The sequence below is a fragment of the Dyella sp. RRB7 genome (genome assembly GCF_022761115.1).
GTDB lineage: Bacteria > Pseudomonadota > Gammaproteobacteria > Xanthomonadales > Rhodanobacteraceae > Dyella.
In genome coordinates, this window is sequence record NZ_JAKWJS010000008.1 from 1 (window position 1) to 14602 (window position 14602).

General features: G+C 62.6%; 12 protein-coding genes. 2 read left to right on the top strand and 10 right to left on the bottom strand.

What is annotated here, in order from left to right:
* Nucleotides 1-704: 704 nt before the first annotated feature.
* The 5 genes from MJ606_RS16215 to MJ606_RS16235 all read right to left on the bottom strand — a co-directional run bounded on the left by MJ606_RS16215 (nt 705) and on the right by MJ606_RS16235 (nt 6443).
* Nucleotides 705-3467, bottom strand: a complete 2763-nt coding sequence (locus tag MJ606_RS16215) for a hypothetical protein (RefSeq protein WP_243050591.1) — start codon at nt 3465-3467, stop codon at nt 705-707.
* Nucleotides 3464-3901 (bottom strand): hypothetical protein, encoded by a 438-nt coding sequence (locus MJ606_RS16220; RefSeq protein WP_243050592.1) that lies wholly within the window; start codon nt 3899-3901, stop codon nt 3464-3466. Before MJ606_RS16220 ends, MJ606_RS16215 begins: the two co-directional genes overlap by 4 nt.
* A 203-nt stretch (nt 3902-4104) precedes the next feature.
* Nucleotides 4105-4401, bottom strand: a complete 297-nt coding sequence (locus MJ606_RS16225) for a HigA family addiction module antitoxin (protein WP_243050593.1) — start codon at nt 4399-4401, stop codon at nt 4105-4107.
* 26 nt (nt 4402-4427) lie between these two features.
* The gene (locus tag MJ606_RS16230) at nt 4428-4700 is read right to left on the bottom strand and encodes a type II toxin-antitoxin system RelE/ParE family toxin (protein WP_243050594.1); all 273 of its coding nucleotides are present in this window, start codon (nt 4698-4700) and stop codon (nt 4428-4430) included.
* Between the two features lie 306 nt (nt 4701-5006).
* Nucleotides 5007-6443, bottom strand: coding sequence for a HAMP domain-containing sensor histidine kinase (locus MJ606_RS16235; protein WP_243050595.1), 1437 nt, complete (start codon nt 6441-6443; stop codon nt 5007-5009).
* 343 nt (nt 6444-6786) lie between these two features.
* Between MJ606_RS16235 and MJ606_RS16240 the strand changes: the two genes are divergently transcribed.
* Nucleotides 6787-7305 carry a DUF3617 family protein gene (locus tag MJ606_RS16240; protein WP_243050596.1) on the top strand — a complete coding sequence of 173 codons (519 nt, stop codon included), beginning with the start codon at nt 6787-6789 and terminating at the stop codon, nt 7303-7305.
* Between the two features lie 55 nt (nt 7306-7360).
* On the opposite strand, the gene phnD is transcribed toward MJ606_RS16240, so the two are convergent.
* Together phnD and MJ606_RS16250 are read right to left on the bottom strand one after the other, a co-directional pair.
* Complete coding sequence (gene phnD, locus MJ606_RS16245; protein WP_243050597.1) at nt 7361-8320, bottom strand: phosphate/phosphite/phosphonate ABC transporter substrate-binding protein; 960 nt, start codon at nt 8318-8320, stop codon at nt 7361-7363.
* A 214-nt stretch (nt 8321-8534) separates the two neighbouring features.
* Entirely contained in the window at nt 8535-9218 is a 684-nt protein-coding gene (locus tag MJ606_RS16250) for a response regulator transcription factor (protein WP_243050598.1), read from the bottom strand.
* A 343-nt stretch (nt 9219-9561) separates the two neighbouring features.
* Here MJ606_RS16250 and MJ606_RS16255 point away from each other — a divergent pair, with 343 nt between their 5' ends.
* Nucleotides 9562-11271, top strand: a complete 1710-nt coding sequence (locus tag MJ606_RS16255) for a type VI secretion protein IcmF/TssM N-terminal domain-containing protein (protein WP_279236941.1) — start codon at nt 9562-9564, stop codon at nt 11269-11271.
* 18 nt (nt 11272-11289) lie between these two features.
* On the opposite strand, the gene MJ606_RS16260 is transcribed toward MJ606_RS16255, so the two are convergent.
* From MJ606_RS16260 to MJ606_RS16270, 3 genes are all read right to left on the bottom strand, one after another.
* Nucleotides 11290-13140, bottom strand: coding sequence for a hybrid sensor histidine kinase/response regulator (locus MJ606_RS16260; RefSeq protein WP_243050600.1), 1851 nt, complete (start codon nt 13138-13140; stop codon nt 11290-11292).
* A 146-nt stretch (nt 13141-13286) separates the two neighbouring features.
* Nucleotides 13287-14024, bottom strand: coding sequence for a VTT domain-containing protein (locus MJ606_RS16265; protein WP_243050601.1), 738 nt, complete (start codon nt 14022-14024; stop codon nt 13287-13289).
* Nucleotides 14021-14578: a nucleoside deaminase gene (locus tag MJ606_RS16270; protein ID WP_243050602.1), complete on the bottom strand. Its 558-nt coding sequence runs from the start codon at nt 14576-14578 to the stop codon at nt 14021-14023. The genes MJ606_RS16265 and MJ606_RS16270 overlap by 4 nt, the downstream gene beginning before the upstream one ends.
* Between the last annotated feature and the right edge of the window lie 24 nt (nt 14579-14602).

Consider the following 14602-nt stretch of genomic DNA (forward strand, 5'->3'; position numbering starts at 1 on the left):
AGAGTTTGAACGGCGCTACGCGCAAAGCGGCTCGTAAGTGTCTACAGAACTCTGGCCGGTCCAAGCAGTTTGCCGAATCGCTCCACGAGCAGGGTGTGGCTGCCAACGCAACGAAGCGCATCGAGCGCGGTGTGATCCGAAAAGGGGCCAGCGCAGGCGCTGGCTGCACGGCTGGCCTTCAGGCCGTGGATGGGTCACTGCTTTGGGAAGGGCGGGCGCATAGCGCCCGCGTGGTCGGCGGGAGAAGGGCAATGGGGTGGGGCATTGATGGCAGATCGCGCACCTGGCCAGCTCGGGTATGTCGCCATTGCTGAACGAGCCTCCGCTGGCGATAAGAGAGTTCTTCTGCATGCAGAAGGAAATCGCTAGTACCTCGTCGCACCCTCTAGAACTGTGAGCCGAGCAAAGGGAGGTGGCGGAGGGGTTCCCTCCGCCGGATGCGCTCTTTTTCTGTCGGTGAAGCCAGGTGCCCATACAGCCCGCTTTCGCGGGCTACGCGCGGACTTCAACTCTGAAGCGCTGGTCCTCTGCCAAACCTGCTGTGTTTCTTCTGCATGCAGAAGACTCGTTAGGTTGCGAAAGCTATTGCAGGATAGGCTGTCGCCGTCATTTATCACATAGAACCTTCTGCATGCAGAAAATTGATGGCAGTAAGAGCGCTTGTGTTGAGTCGAGTTTCCGGACTTTGGCCCCATTCCCTCGCTTTAGAGCGGAATGGAGCCAATATTCTTTTTCAGCAGAGCCTGTGTGCGCGGTCGCCCAGCTGCCGAGGTGGCGAAGCCTAGCCCGTATCGGTAAATTTCAGGGAGAAATAGTCGCTCTTCATTCAAGTTGCCGTCGACGTCTTCATAGATCACGCCGATTTCCTTCAACAAACCAAGAAGGTTTGCATCCAGCTGTGCCTGTTCCTGGCTAAACGGCACCTTTAGGTCGTGGATGCCTTGCTGCTCCATGAGTTCTATCCATCTTCTCAGGGGGGCAATTTCTGACTTAGCCTCAGTTACCTTCTCTGTGCTGCAATTAGGGATGGCCTTGCGCATGGATTCTGGTGTAAGGACACGATCAGGCCATGTTTGCCCCGTTCGTGTCGATTCCAAATCAGCAGCAATCTTCAAGAAGCGGACTAAGTCACGTGCTTGCACGTTACCCTTTAAATCGCACAGCGCGGCATAAACCCATCGCGCAGAGTGCGCCTCTTTAGATTTTTCGCCACCGAGCTTTTTACCCCATAGGCGTTCCAACTCAATCTTCAAATCTTCGATGCGCAAGGATTCCGCGGACTTTGGCTCGGCAGTGTGAATGCCGGCTTGGCAGCTCAGCATGAAGGCCAAACGCAAGAAGCTCTCAGGATTCCATTGCAGGCGGAACGGTTGGAAGCGTTGCAGCCACTGGCCCAGGTTCTGGCGGATCGCGGTCTGCACGTAATCTGCTCGCACGAAAACTATGGCGCCGATGCGTCGGTTCTCAAGCTCGCTGATGCGATTCGGCAAACGCAGCAAGGCATGGATAGCCTCCGTAGCATTGCCCTCATTGGCATCCTTAAACGCATCTTCAATGCCATCGAAAACGAGTACCACTCGCGCGTGATGCGTAAAAAGTGATTCGTTTACTGCCCGCAGTCCGCCCTCCGACAGGCCGAACTGACGGGCGATAAGACCGTCCCAGAAGTCCTCCCAGTGATCAGGTGGTGACTTGCGAGCGTCTTCAATCAGTCGCCGAACAGCACTCGCACTAAGCAAAAGCTGCTTGTCGCCTTGAATGAGGTCAAGTGTGCATCCTTGCGCTAGTTTGATTTCTCCATCGGGCTTGTCCTCGATGTTATCGGACCACAGCGCCGGAAAGATTGCGGCGTCGGTTGTGTTCGGTTTGGCGAACCCCAACTTGCTCAAGAAGCTCTGCCATGTGCGGTTTCCCACTACTTGGCGGAACGTGAACGTTTTTCCTGCTCCTTTGGCACCGATCATCCATAGGTTGGGTAAATCGTTGGCGTAATGCTTGCCGAGATTGAGCAACGGCTCAGTGGCCAATATTGCATTCGTAGTGCTGCTGTCAGCGAACTCGGCAGCCTTGCAGACCTCATGCAGTCTTCTTGCTTGTTCCTGCCTTGACGAACTTGTGGTACTGGACCCTCCGATAGTCGTAGCCGGCGATTCTGCTAGGGGCGCGGCATAGAGAGCATCAGCCCATTCACTCGCACTGGTAAACAGGCGGCTGGCCTTGGGCAATGCGTCTAATGCTTCACGCATCGACCCAATGGACATGAGCGTTTCCAGGAACTCGGCTTCCAGCCACTGCACGCCGGATGTCAGCGCATCATCTGTGGGATACGCCTCGCCTAGGGTTTTCAGTGCCTGCTCATAATGGTCTGTGTCGCGAAGCTGCTTAGTCAGCAGGCTCAACACCAGCGTGGGACGCGCGCTCTCTTGCTGAGCTGAAGGCAGCTGACGATTGAAGGCATACAAGCGACGCAATACTTCTGCCATACCATGCACCGATTGCGGTGCAATGGTGCTGACGAAGAAGTGATCCACTCGGGGGTCAAACAGAATGGGGCTTGCCAGTTCACTCAAACCCGCTCGTAGGTCTATGAACACAGCATCTACATTCAGCCGCCGGCCAAGGGCATGCAAATGATCTGACAACTGCCAGGGGTTGGCCGGGTTACGCGCTAAGTGTTCGGGCGCCACCGGCATGTCCTGGATCTCAGCCAAGTCCAAGGCTGCCGGCAATACAAATAGCTGGCGCTGCATTCCTCCTACGCTGAGCGAGGTTTTGCTCAACTCTTGCGCAAAGAAATCCAGTGTGGCCTCTAGCCCTGCAGGAGGGTAGTGTAAAGCTTCCATCAATTGCACGAAGGACACCGTGGGCCGATTGACATCGTCTAACCAGAAGCTGACGCCAGGGGCCTCCAGGTCCGCGTCCACCACGAGAATTCTTTTTGGGCCGGAGCCGGGGCTCTGCATGCATGCCGTAACGTAGGTCATGAGGGCGCTGGTGCGACCGACACCGCCTTTGAACGAATGGAATGAGACCAAGTCAGGACCTGTTTCCCAGCCCGTTGGGGTGTTTGCCAGGGGGCGAACAGGCGAATGCATGGCAAGATCCGCAGCTATGGTCGCCTCACCGGTGGGTAAATAGGTGACATCGCGCCACAGCGGGTAGCTTTGCCCCGCAATAGGCGCAGCACCTTCAGTATCCAGCATCAACTCTACCGGGTAGCTGGCTTCGCCAATGCGCAGCCTGATTGAACGATGCTCGGGTTGATAGGCATTGCCAAAGACGTGGCTTAGCCAGTCGTCCACCGACTCAGCTTTGACAGCGTGTCGTACCTCCATTCCACTGGGAAAGCAGTCGATACCTTGCACGCCTTCGGGCAGTTGGGTCCACAACGCAGTGCGTTGCTTGAGCAAGCGTTCAACGTCCAGCCAGGTTAGCAAACGCTCGGCTGCATCTGATTGCATGCTCATTTGAGTTCTCCTTGAATCCAGTTCAACACCTGCTCCAGCTTGCTCTCGCAATCGTTGTCGGTGGGGGACGTGCATTTGCCGCCATAGCGCCAAGCTTGGTGCAGGATGTTGATGTCGCCCTTGCGGGGTTCCTGAGCACCGTTCTGCGTCACAGGCTGAAGCTGTAAAGCTTCAGGTAGTGATAGTCCGGTCCCCACCTTCAGCTCTTTAAGCACGTGGCGCAGGTTGTGGCCGGTTCTTTCTATATCTTTGCGATCGAATAGGCTGCGGTTCTGCCTCTTGAGCCATACCGCTTTCAAGCCGCACTCCACTGCATAGAAGAGCAGCAAGCGGTGTGGGTTCGTGCGCGTATTACCTGCCGCTGGTAAGGCCATGGCGGAAAGTTCTCGCCAGGCACGCTTCAACTCGCGGTCAGTAAATGGGATCGCGCTCATTGCAGAGTTCCTTCGAGGGCTCTATTCCAAGCGTTTTCCCGAGACCTTCTCGTCGTGCTATCGCCGAAGCTTTGCGTAATGGGTGTTAGATCGCGATTGCCCATAGATGGCACGGCGAACATTTGAATTCGCCTCCAATTGAGCACAGAGATCGGTTTGTACTGGCCTGCGAACAATCGAATTTCCATTTGACCTGCGTGCGCTCAGGCTGCGCGAGGCTGGATGTGGGCCAGTGTGTCGCGCAACTCGCGACGGGCTGTTTCTAGCTCGTACCGCTTCTGCAGGTTCATCCACAGCTCCGGCGTAGTGCCGAAGTAACGACTTAGGCGCAGGGCGCTGTCGGCAGTGATGCCACGCCTTTCGTTCGCAATGTCGTTCACCCGTGCAGGGGTTACGCCGATGGCGCGAGCGAGTGCATTGCTCGACAGTTCGAGTGGGCGCATGAACCCCTCACGGAGTATTTCGCCGGGGTGTACTGGCGTCAGCAGTTTGGTAGCCATGATCGTTCCTGTCTTCATCGTCAGCGCTAGTCGCAAATTTCCACGTCATAGGCGTCACTGTCTTTCCAGCGAAAACACAGTCGAAATTGGTCGTTCACGCGGATGCTGTGCTGAGCAGCCCGGTAACCCTTGAGCGCTTCCAGCCGATTACCTGGGGGAGCGCGAAGGTCTTCCAGCACCACCGCCGCATCGAGATATTCCAGCTTGCGGCGGACCGCTTCTTCGATGTTCACGAAGCGCCGGACACGCGCGCCACTGAGCAGGACTTCCGTATCCTTGTTGGCGAAGGTCTTTATCATGATATTGCCGTGTATCGATATACGATACAAAACAAGGCGATTTCAGTACATTGGAGGTACAGCAGTCAGTTGGTCAATCTTTCGCCAGTCTCCGCTAAGCTACTGATTGCAAAATTTATTTGTCTATACAAGGCTTCGTTAAGCTTCGCAGGATTTTCAATGACTTATTGATTTTCTTGAGAACTTTTAATCTATTGGTCCCGAGTTCGAATCTCGGACGGCCCACCAAAGCATGGAAGGACTCGCGGAGACGCGGGTCCTTTTTTTGTTGGTCGTCTGCGTGGAGCGAAGGCGATCCCGGGGCCGTCAGCTCGCCTGTCGCCAGGTGGTCGAAGGGCGGCTGCGCGGCTGGGAATGGATTTCCATCACCGGCATGCGGGGCAGGTCGAACCAGAAGGTGCTGCCGCGGCCGGGTTCCGAGCGCAGGCCGATCCGGGTGCCCAGCAGTTGCGCCAGTCGCTCGGCAATGGCCAAGCCCAGCCCATAACCGTTGCGACGTTCGTTCTCGCCGGTCTGCAGCTGGACGAATTCTTCGAAAATCCGCTGCTGGTGAATCACGGCAATGCCCGGACCGTTGTCGCGTACTTCGATGCGGATCGACTGGCCGCGGCGACGGGCCGCGATCAGCACGCGGCCGTGCGGTGCATTGATGATGGCATTGCTGGCCAACTGGTAGAGCAGGTTGGCGGCGACGTCGGCGTCCCCGTGCAGGTGATGATGGCTGCCGCGCCATACCAGCGCGACCTGTTGCTGCGCGGCTTCGTGGTTGAGCGAGGTGCGGTCGCGCATGAACAGCTCGGCCGCGGTGAAGCCGACCGGCTTGACCGCGATGACGCCGGCATCGAGCCGGGATATCTCCAGCAGGGCATCGAGCAGGCGCGTCATCGAGGCGATGCTGGCGCGTACCTGCCGGAACAGCACTTGCTGCTCATCGTTGGCATGGGCGTCGAAGCCGCCGGCGAACAGTTCCAGCGCTTGCAGGGGTTGGCGGAAGTGGTGGCTGACCAGGGCAATGAACTGCGATTTGCTGCGGGTGGCGGCCTGGCTCTGGCGCAAGCGGTCAAGCGCTTCGACGGCGTTGTCGCGCTGCATGGCGCTCCAGTCGCGCCGCTGCTCTTCCTCGACATCGAACAGCTGCTGCACGGTTTGCGTGATCTCGCTGAACTCCGCGCTTACCGGCGTGGTGTCCGTTCCCGGGTGGCGGCCATGGGCCAGCTCTTGCAGCGAGGCCTGGATATGCGACAGCGGCTCCAGCACGCGATGCCGAAGCGTGACCCGGGACAGCCAGGCCAGCACGATGATGCCCGCCGCGCACAGGCTGCCCAGCAGCCACACCATGCCCTTGGCACGCTGCAACGGGCGTGTATCGAATTGCATGCTGAGCCAGGACGCGCTGTTGTCGCGACCATCCAGCTCGCTGCGATAGGTGGCGACGCCGTCGGCAGGTGCGGTGCCGCTGCTCCAGACGCCGCCGTTGGAACGATGAAGTTCGATTCGACGCAACTGGTCGGCTTGTCCTTCGCGCAAGACACGATCCAGGGCGTCCTGCGGCGAATGGCTCTCGTCATTCGAGAGCTGACGGGTGATGCGTTCCATGCGCAGGGCGATGGCTGCGTCGGCGCGTTCGCCGAGGTTATGCACCTGCTGGACGCACAACGCGAGAACCAACGCCAACGCGGCGATCGTGCCTGGAAGCACGACATCGATGAACAGGCGGGGAAGCAGGCGGGCGCGCGGCTCCATGCCTCAGGCCTCTGCCATCGGCAAGCGTGATGGCTTCTGGCCTGGTGTCCAGCGGCAGGGCATGACCTGAGTCGGCTGCATGATGGTGGACCCGCGGCAGTGAGGCACAAAGGCACATCTCCGGCGGAGCGTGCCATGGAGGCCACTCTAAAGAATCGTAGCAGGGGCGACGATACGCACTTCGTTCTAGCGCCAGGTGCCGTAGTGCAAACGGTCTATCTGCCCTTGCCGACAGGCCGGCGTCAGCAAGCAGTGGATCGTTTGCGGCAGCGTTGCATGACGGCCAGCCGATTTGGCGCTACCTTGCACACCCGTATGGCCCGTCCGGTCCATGGAGACCCTTATGTCCGCTCGTTGTCGTTGCTTGCTTGCTGTTTCCTTGCTGGGTATCACCGGCATCGCCCTGGCGCAGGATCTCCCGGCCAACATGCCCAAGCGCAAGCCCGGCCTGTGGGAAATGCAGACCACCGGCATGGGCGGCCAGCCGCAGCTGATGAAGCTTTGCCTTGATGCCGATACCGACCAGGCGATGTACAAGATGGGCGCACAGATGAGCGGCCACATGTGCAGCAAGTTCGATATCCACGTGGAAGGCACCACCGTGGTGTCCGATGCCGTCTGCAAGATGGATGGTCCCAATGGCCCGGTCAGCATGACCAGCCATAGCGAAACGCGCTTCGAGGGCGATACCTCCTACCAGACCCAGGGCCATGTGACGTATGACCCGGCGATGATGGGGCAGGGCGACATGACGATCACCAGCACGGGCCGCTGGGTGGGGCAGTGCGCGGCGGGCCAGAAGCCGGGTGACATGGTGATGCCCAATGGGCAGAGCATGAACATCAAGGATATGCAGCATTAAACCGGCGGCGCGCGGCAAGGCAGCCGGCCTTGCCGCGTGAACGAGACCGATGGATTCAGGGCGGGGTGGTAGGCGCCATCAGGCGCTTCACCAGGGCCGCGTGCTCGGCATCGATCTTGTGCAGCCGCGCCTGCATGGCGGCATCGCTTACCCACTGCGCGCTGTAGGCGCGCCGCCGCTCCAGGTTGAATTCGATGTCGGCAAACGGCACCAGGGTTTCATTGCCGGCAGGGGTGAATCCGCTGATGTCATGGATCAGTTGCAATTTGGACAGCTCCGCCGAGGCGTTTTTACCCTTGGCATAGGTGGTCAACGCCGTCGCGACGCGCTGGCGCAGGTCCGCCGGCAGATCCGTGCGTATCACGATGACCGCATGCGGGATCAGGCTGGACGTCCATAGCACGCGCAGCTTCGCGTACTGATCGGGAAAGCGCTTGGAGAAACGTTCCAGGTCGGCCGTGTTGTTGGTGGCCACGTCGACCTCGTTGTTGGCCACGGCCAGCGCATTGTTCTGGTGGTTGTCCACGCTCACGTTGACGAAGAAGGTGTCCGAATCGAGCCGCCGGTTGGCGAACAGCTGCGTTTCGGGCACCAGGTAGCCCGATACCGACAACACCTCGCCCCGCGCGTAGCGCAATCGCCCCGGTTGCTGGAACAGGTCGTCGATGCTGTGCAGTGGCGAGTCCTTGGCGACCAATAGCACCGAGTAATAGCCGCGCGAGCCATTGCCTCGGGCCAGCTGGGCAATCACCTGCATGTGGTCCTGGGTGACCGCATCGAGCGCCAGTCGACCGGACACGAAGGCGAAGTCCACGCGTTCCTCGGCCATGGCCTGGCCGAGTCCTTCATAGGTGCTCACCGAAAGGCTGTGAATGGGCAGGTGCAGGGTGCGGCTGAGATCGTCGAGCATGGGGCGCCAGGCTTCGAGCGATTCGGAGGGACCGCCTATTGGCAGGATGCCAAAGGTCAACGCGCGGATATGCGTGCTGCTACCACTGGGTGCAGGAGCCGCCACGCTTGGCCCGGTGCCAATCAGGCAGCCGGTGATCAGGCAGGCGCAAAGCAGCCAGACGGATGTCGACCTGACAGGCCAGGGCCAATGGCTTGGGATCCATCTGCTCGGCAACGCGGCATCCCCCGGGGACCGCCGGATACTCCCGCCCGGAAACGGCGGGGTCGTGGTCGTGTGGGCGAGGATACGCGAGTGCTGTTAGTGCCAGGTGAAAGCCCTAAAGCCCGCTTATCCGGCGCGATGCCACCACTGCCTCGACGCGATTGCGTACGTTGAGCGCGCGGAAGATGGCGGCGAGATGGATCTTCACCGTGCCCTCGCTGATACCCAGATCGCGCGCGATCAACTTGTTGGGCTTGCCCTGCGAAAGCAGGCGCAGCACGTCGATCTGGCGTTCGGTAAGCAGTTTGCGCAGGCGTTCTTCGAGCGAATCGAGCGACGATGGCGGCGGCGCTGCGCTGGTGGTGGCCGCCGGCAAGGGTGTGGCACCGTCCGTCCGCTCCTGCAGCAACAGCGGGGGCACGTACACGCCGCCGGAGAGCACCAGCCGCACCGCCGACAGCATCACATCGGGCGAATAGGCTTTCGGGATGAAACCCTGCACGCCCATCGCCAGCAGGCTCTTCATCAGGGCCGGATCTTCCGAGCCGGACAACACGATGACCGGCACGCCAGGCAAGCGTTCGACCACTTCGGCAAGATGCTCGCTGCCCCGCACGCCGGGCATCGCCAGGTCGATCAGGGCAAGCGACAGCGACGATGCCTCCGGCGCATGGAGCGCCTCGCGCAGTTCGGCCATGTCCATGGCGATGACAAATTCGGTGTCGGGTCCCAGCTCGCCCAACTTGAGCTTGACCCCTTCGACGATCAATCGATGGTCGTCCGCGATCAGTATGCGCATGTCATCCCCCATGGCGTCATGCTGCGCTCCCGTTGCCGCATACCCGCCTGCGCAACATAGCCCCAGCTCGCCGATACGGCAACCGCATGGCGCTTACGAAAGGCCTAGTCACAAGGTGATATGGCTGCCCCCGCGCATGCTCGCGACAATCAAGACACTGCGATGGGGGACTCATGCGTACCGTGCTTGAGGCAAGGCGGTGGCGTTGCCAGTGCTGTGGGTGGGACGCATGCATGAACAGGCAGATCGGCGGGTATCCGAATCAACAGGCGTGGTGTGGCAGCGAGGGACTGACCGCAGCTTCTCGCTGCGCGCCCGGCCATCCGGCATGGCCCTAGGCGCCATGCGGTTACTGGAATATTTCTTGCCCCTGTTTTCCTATGGACTGCTGATTGACGAGCAGGCCAGCGCGCATGCGCTGTCTGACGATCTCGCTACGGTGCAGGCTCAAGCGCAGGCGCTGCTCGCGCAGGGGCGCCAGCTTGCGCTGGTCGAGGGCAAGGCGCCGACCGATGTCGAGCTGGCCGGCTTTGCGGTGGTGGCGTGGTTCGACGAGATGATCGGGCGCCACGACGACGCGTGGGATCATGTCGCGCCCCTGCAGCTGGCGCTGTTCCATACCGGCGGCGCGGCCAGCGAATTCTTCGACCACCTGGCCGGGCTGGGAAGCCAGGCGGAGGAGGTTCGCGAGGTCTACGGCATGGCCTTGTTGCTCGGCTTCGTCGGGCAGTACTACTACGAGCGCGGCGACCAGGGCGAGCTGGGACGGATCAAGGCGCTGCATTGTCCATCCTGTGTGAATGCGCAGGCGTTGCTGCAGTCGCTGCAGCGCGATGCCATCACGCCACAGCCCTATCGCGCGCCCGGGGCGCCGGTGAACCATTTGCAGGCGGCCTGGATGGGCCGGCCCGCTCCCTTCGTGGCCGGCTCGGTCGTGCTGCTGGTACTGCTCGCCTTCGTTGCCCCGGTGGTGAGCAGCGCGATGTCCACGCAGGCCTGGTACCTGGCCGCGGTCGCGGTGGTCATCGCCGGGGCGCTCAGCTGGGCCGCCACGGTGGCCTGGCACGAACTGGTGCTCAAGCGTGGACACAACCGCTTGGCCACCGATCCGCAGGCCGGCTATGGCGCGGGCGAGCTATGGGCCGCCATCGTGGACGCTGCGCGGCACGCGCGTGGCGCGATACTTCATCCGTTTCGCCGACGCCGGGCATGGCGGCGGCTAGCCCGACACCCGTGGTTGCTGTTCCTGGGCGACAGCGCGGCGAATGTCCGTGGACTGCTGCGCGCGGCAGCACATGCGCCGCATGCACGGGAGTTCTCCGGCGAGGAGGTCGCCAAGCCCTGGCATTGGTGGGTGTTTCGATCGCTGATCGCCATCGAGCCCGGCCAGCACCTGATGCCGGAGGCGGATGGTGTGCGCGGCGATGAGGCGCCCTGGGAACAGGCACTGGCCTTGCTGGCGCGGGAGCGCCGCAAGCTGCCACTCGACGGCATGGTGCTTTGCGCCGCCGCGCACAGCCTGCTCGGGCCGACGCCGGCCGTCGAGTCGTATGCGGCGACGCTGTGTGACTTGGCCGGCGAGGCCGCCCAACGTATGCAGCTGCAGCTGCCGTTCTATGTGGTGATGACCGGCCTGGATGCGTTGCCGGGGTATGCGACGTTCAGGGCCGCGCTGCCACCGGCAGTGTTGCATCGGGCGCTGGGCGCGCGACTACCCGCGATGCCGGGCGATGGGCGCGTGGACGTGCCGTGGAACGCCTTGGACGAGCAGTTGCGGCGGGTGGCGCTGGCCGTGCTGGCGATGCAGCGTGAGCCTCACGGCCGGCGCGTAGTGTTCGACTTTGTGCAGTCGTTGCCGGCGTTCCAGCGTGGTCTGCAGACATTCCTCGATGGCGTGCTGGCGAACCCGGTGGTGGCATCGCGCAGGCTGCATTGGTGTGGCCTCTACCTGACCGGCGAGCCCCAGGCGGATGCGCCAGGCGGCGATTTTGTCGATGACCTGTTCCTTCGTTTTCTGCCAGGCGACTGGTTGCTGGCGCGTCGTCTGGCATGACGATGTGCGGTCCTGGCGTCAGGCCACGGTCGCGTGCGCGGCATTCCACGCCACCATCATGGCTTCCTTCAGCTGCTCGGGCGATACCGGCTTGTAGAGCACCGGGATTTTGGCGGCCATGATCTCGCGAAGGCGATCGCTGCGGGTTTCGCCGGTGATGAGCAAACGCGAGAAGGGCGCGTTGCCGTCGCGCTCATAGTGCTGATCCAGCGCGGCCAATACGTCCAGCCCGCTTTCGCCATCGCGCAGGCGGAGATCGGAAATGACGATATCGGGCGGTGCCGGCCATTCCTCGGCGGCCTGCAAGGCCTGCACGCGATCCTCGGCGACCGCGACCTCGCAACCCCAGCTGCGCAGCAGGTAACGGATGCCCGAGAGGATGGCCGGCTCGTCGTCGACCACCAGCACGCGCATGCCGGAAACGTCCAGAGGCGTTTCGTCGGCGGGTGGACTCGACAGCGCTTGTGGGGGCACTTCCGGCAGGTGAAAACTGAATACGCTGCCGCGCCCGGGGTTCGACTGCAGCTGCACCTGCGTGTCGAGCAGTTCCGCCAGGCGCTGCACGGTGGCCAAGCCCAGCCCCAGGCCGCGGCGCGGGCCGGTGTCGTGTTCGCCGCCGTTCTGGCATTCCACCCGATAGAACTCGTCGAATACGCGCGCCTGATGTTCGGGGGCGATGCCGCTGCCGGTGTCCCATACATCGACGCGCACCGTGCCATCGCCGCGCCGGCGCGCCACCACCAGCACGCCGCCTTTGCTGGTGTAACGCAACGCGTTGCTGACGAGGTTGTTGAGAATGCGCGCGAGCATGGTGTGGTCGCTGCGCACCCACAGGTTGGTGGCGCGCATGATCAGGCGCAGGCCATGCTGCTCGGCGATCATGCGGAAGTTGCGGCTGACTTCCTCGAACACCTGGTCGAGCGGGAATTCGGTGATCTCGATCTGCATCGCGCCGGTTTCCAGGCGCGACAGGTCGAGCAACTCGCTGAACAGGTGATCGAGTGCCTCCACGCACTCCTGGATGTGCGCGATGCGGTCGAGCCGCACCGGGTCGCGTTCGTCCACGGCCAGCGAGGAAGAGAACAGGGTAAGCGCATACAGCGGCTGGCGAAGATCGTGCGAGGCGGCGGCGAGAAAGCGCGCCTTGGCGACGCTGGCCGCTTCCAGCGCGGCGTTCTTGCGCGCCAGCTCCACGGTGGCGTGCTCGATCTCTTTTTCCATGCCGCGTTGCACGTCGAACAGGGCCAGGGCTGCACTGTTGAAGCCACGTTGCAGTTCGCCGATCTCGCTCTGGTCGGTGACCTCCACCTCCACATGACGGTCGCCACGACCGAGCTGGTGCACGGCGGCGACCAGGCGGCGCAGCGGCGCGCTGATCCATCGCGCGGCCTGCCAGCCGATCACCGCGGCCACCAGCAGGCTGACCAGCAGGGCGATCAAGGCGTGCTGCAGGCTGGCATGTTGCGCGGCAATGGCGTCGCTTAGGCTGACATCCACCATTACCGAGCCCAGCACGGGGTGGCCTGGCTGGTCAGTATCGACCACGTCGCGCATCACCGTCAGCGTTTCGGTGTTGTTGACGCCGCTGCGTCCCAGTTCATCGGCAAGGATCTCGCCATCGGCGGCGCGGATCTGCACGCGCGCGACGTGGGGCAGTTCTCCAATGGATTCGGCAATGCGCACCAGCTCGCGGCGCTGCATGTCGCGCAGGGGCGCGGCGGTTACCGAGGCGGCCTGCGTGGCGATGGCATCGGCGGTGTTCTGCGCCATGCTGCGCAGGCTGGCCAGCTGGTGCTGGGTGAGCATGGCGACCAGCAGCGTGGCGGTCACCAGGGTGGGCACGAGCGCAACAAGGGCTAGTCGCTGCATCAGCGACGTGCGCCTCCACCACCGAACTGCCCGGGAGTTCGCCCCTGCACCCATTGGCCGTCACCCCATCCGGCGCTCTGTACGCCAAGCGGGGTCAGCCTAGCGCGATTCGCAGAGCAGCGGCAGCTGGCTCATTGGCCGAGTGCCTAGGGGTCCGTGTGTTCGGGCTGGGGCGGGTGCGCCTTCTCACGCCGATAGCGGCTGAGCCGCTCGACCAGCAATGGCAGCAGGGCCAGCACACCGATGGCGCTCAAAGGCAGCCAGACCGCCCGCTGCATCAGCAGGGAAAATCCGAAATGCCCATGACTGCGGGCCAGCGCTTCGCCCAGGCCGGCGCCGATGGACGTCTCAAAAATCAGGGAGACGGTGCCGCCCAGCCAACTGGCGCCCATGAACAGCCACAACGGGCAGCGCAGCCACGCCAGCGCCACGGTGACCAGCCCGAACGGCGCCACGGGCACGAAGCGCAAGAACATGGTGTAGGCCGTCGGATGGCGCTCGAAGCCGTGATGCAGCTTGTCGACCAGCGCCGGCGGGTGCTTGCTGCCGGTGCCGAAGGCGTAGCGGCTGGCCAGGAACAGGATGAGCGTGCCCAGGGTGAGCCCGATGGAGGAGTAGATGCTCCCTTCCACCGCGCCAAAGGCAAAGCCGCCCGCCATGATGATGATCACCGTCCCCGGAATGCCGGTGGACATGGCCAGGGTAAGCAGGCCGATATAGGCGAGACGACTGAGCCAGGGCGCATCCGCGATATTCGCGCGCAGCTGGGTCTGATGGGTGACCAGCTGCTCCGGATGCAGTCGATCGAGCAGGCCCGAGCTGAACAACACGATGCCGGCGATGACCAGCAGGATCAGCGGCAACGCGGCGCGCAGGCGGCTCAATAGTGCTGTCCGCTCTGGCCGTACACCGCCAGCACGCCGCGTGCCCGCTCGCGCAGGATATCGCGACGCACCGCAATGCCGCGGCGTTCGAGTTCGCCCACCCAGTCGGCGGGCAGCGGACCTTCGTCGAACTCGGTCAGTTCTTCCACGTCCTCGGCGCGGGCGCCGATCAGCAGTTCGTCGACACCGGCCCACACCGTGGCGCCATAGCACTGGCAGCACGGCTGGGCGCTGGTGGCCAGGGTGTAGCGACCGCCATCCTCGTTGATGCGGAAGCTGGACAGGCGCTGCTGGGCGCTCATGTACGCCATCATCTCCGCATGCGCCACCGAACAGGTCTGCGGCACCACGCGGTTGACGCCTACCGACACCAGTCGACCCTCGGCATTGAACACCGCCGCACCGAACGGACCGCCATGGCCATGCTCGATGTTGTGGCGCGACAGCTCGATGGCCAGGCCCACGCGCTCCTCGTCGGTGACGTAGCGCTTGCCGGCATCAACCACCTCGCCGATCCACGGCGGCAACGTCAAGTGAATCTGCAGACGAAGCATGTGACTCTCCCTGTGATGCCTGTG